The organism is Oryzihumus sp., from assembly GCF_036391795.1.
Taxonomy (GTDB): Bacteria; Actinomycetota; Actinomycetes; order Actinomycetales; family Dermatophilaceae; genus Oryzihumus.
The window spans coordinates 1-1,796 of sequence record NZ_DASVZH010000316.1 but is presented as its reverse complement, the minus strand read 5'-3'; the positions used below and the strand labels follow the sequence as shown (position 1 = coordinate 1,796).

General features: G+C 73.6%; 3 protein-coding genes. 2 read left to right on the top strand and 1 reads right to left on the bottom strand.

The window, feature by feature from the left end; all coding sequences use genetic code 11:
- Window positions 1–703, bottom strand: a 703-nt coding sequence (locus tag VF825_RS19195) for a serine/threonine-protein kinase (RefSeq protein WP_331116416.1), incomplete at its 3' end; no start/stop codon positions are given.
- A gap of 26 nt (window positions 704–729) precedes the next feature.
- On the opposite strand from VF825_RS19195, the gene VF825_RS19190 reads away from it, so the two are divergent.
- The gene (locus tag VF825_RS19190; RefSeq protein ID WP_331116414.1) at window positions 730–1,455 is read left to right on the top strand and encodes a peptidase E; all 726 of its coding nucleotides are present in this window, start codon (window positions 730–732) and stop codon (window positions 1,453–1,455) included.
- 164 nt (window positions 1,456–1,619) lie between these two features.
- Window positions 1,620–1,796, top strand: a 177-nt coding sequence (locus tag VF825_RS20135) for a helix-turn-helix domain-containing protein (protein WP_414695822.1), incomplete at its 3' end; no start/stop codon positions are given.

Genomic DNA, 1,796 nt, shown 5'->3' with positions numbered 1-1,796 from the left:
GGTCCCGGGCCAGGCACCGCTCCACGAGGTCCACCAGCGCCACCGGGGCTGCTGTCCCGAGCGTGGCCAGCGGCGGGCGCACCGCCGGTGGCGGCGGCGCGACACCGGTCAGCGCCAGCCAGCCCAGGGCGCCCAGGGCGTGCACGTCGGCCGCGGGGGTGGCGACCGCCCCGTCGACGACCTCCGGCGCGACGTAGCCGGGGGTGCCGTGCCCCTCACCGGGGTCCTCCCCCGCCAGCCGGGCGACCCCGAGGTCGGCCAGCATCGGCTTGCCCTCATGGGTGAAAAGCACGTTGCCGGGCGAGACGTCAGCGTGCACCACGCCCGCCTCGTGCAGCTGGGCCAGCGCCCCGGCCAGCGGCGTGAGGACCGTGACCGCCTCCCCCGCCGACAGGTGCCCCCGGCCGGCCACCACCCGGGCCAGGCTCCCCCCGTCGGCGAGGTCGAGGACCAGCGCCAGGCCACCGCCGGCGAGCGGCACGGCGTCGTGCAGCCGCACCACGTGCTCCCCCGCCGTGCGGCTGAGCACGGCCAGCTCGCGCACCGCCGAGTCACTGGCGCCGGGACGGGTTCCGTTGCCGGACAACACCTTCACGGCCACCCGGGCGCCGTCACGCTGGCGTTCGGCGAGCCAGACCGTGCCCGACGCGCCCCGCCCGACCTGGCCGAGCAGGACACACCCGGGCACCGTGGGCTGCTCCATCGCAGACACCCCCTAGGGTTTCGCGCATGGCAACCGACACCCCCACGATCCTCGCCACCTCCGGCGGTTACCGGATGCACGAGCGCCTGCGCTTCGAGTTCGCTGAGCTCGTCCACTATGCCGTGGATCTGTCCGGCGCCGACGCGCGTATCCCCAAGGTCTGCCACGTCGGCACCGCCATGGGCGACCAGCGCTGGTTCAACGCCGAGATGGACGAGGCCGGCCGGCACGCGGGCTACGCCCTGAGCCACCTCAACCTGTTCACCATGCCCAACGTCGAGGACGTCGAGGGCCACCTCCTGGAGCAGGACGTGGTCTGGGTCAACGGCGGCTCGGTGGCCAACCTGCTCGCGGTGTGGCGGGTGCACGACCTCGACCAGATCCTGCGCCGGGTCTGGGAGGCCGGTGTGGTCCTCGCCGGCGTCTCGGCCGGGTCGATCTGCTGGTTCGAGGGCGGCACCACCGACTCCTTCGGGGCCGAGCTGCGCCCGGTCACCAACGCCCTGGGCTTCCTGCCCTACGGCAACGGCGTGCACTACGACAGCGAGGAGCGACGCCGGCCGCTGGTGCACCGCCTCGTCGCCGACGGCACGCTGCCCACGACGCACTGCACCGATGACGGCGTCGGCCTGCTCTACCGCGGCACCGAGCTCGTCGAGGCGGTCAGCGAGCAGGACGGCAAGGGCGCCTACATCGTCACCCGCGACGGCGGCAGCGCCGTCGAGGAGCGCCTCGAGCCGCGTCGCCTCTGACCCACCCGGTATGCCGTGTGGTCACCCCCGGGCTCGACCACGGCAGGTGACCACGCGGGATACGACCACGCGGGGTACGACGCGCCGAGGGGGACGTTCCTCGGGTTTGGGGGCACGGCCGCTTCAAGTGGTTGTTGCAACGAGGCTGACGGAAGGATCCGGTCATGCCTGGTGCACGGTTGTCGGAGCAGGAGCGCGCCCAGATCGAGGTGTTGTTCGGGCAGGGGCTGACCTTCCCGCAGATCGCGGCGGTGATCGGTCGGGACCGGTCCACGGTCTGGCGGGAGGTGACCCGCAACCACGCCTACCGCGGCGGGCACGTGGTCACCGGGGCGGTGCAC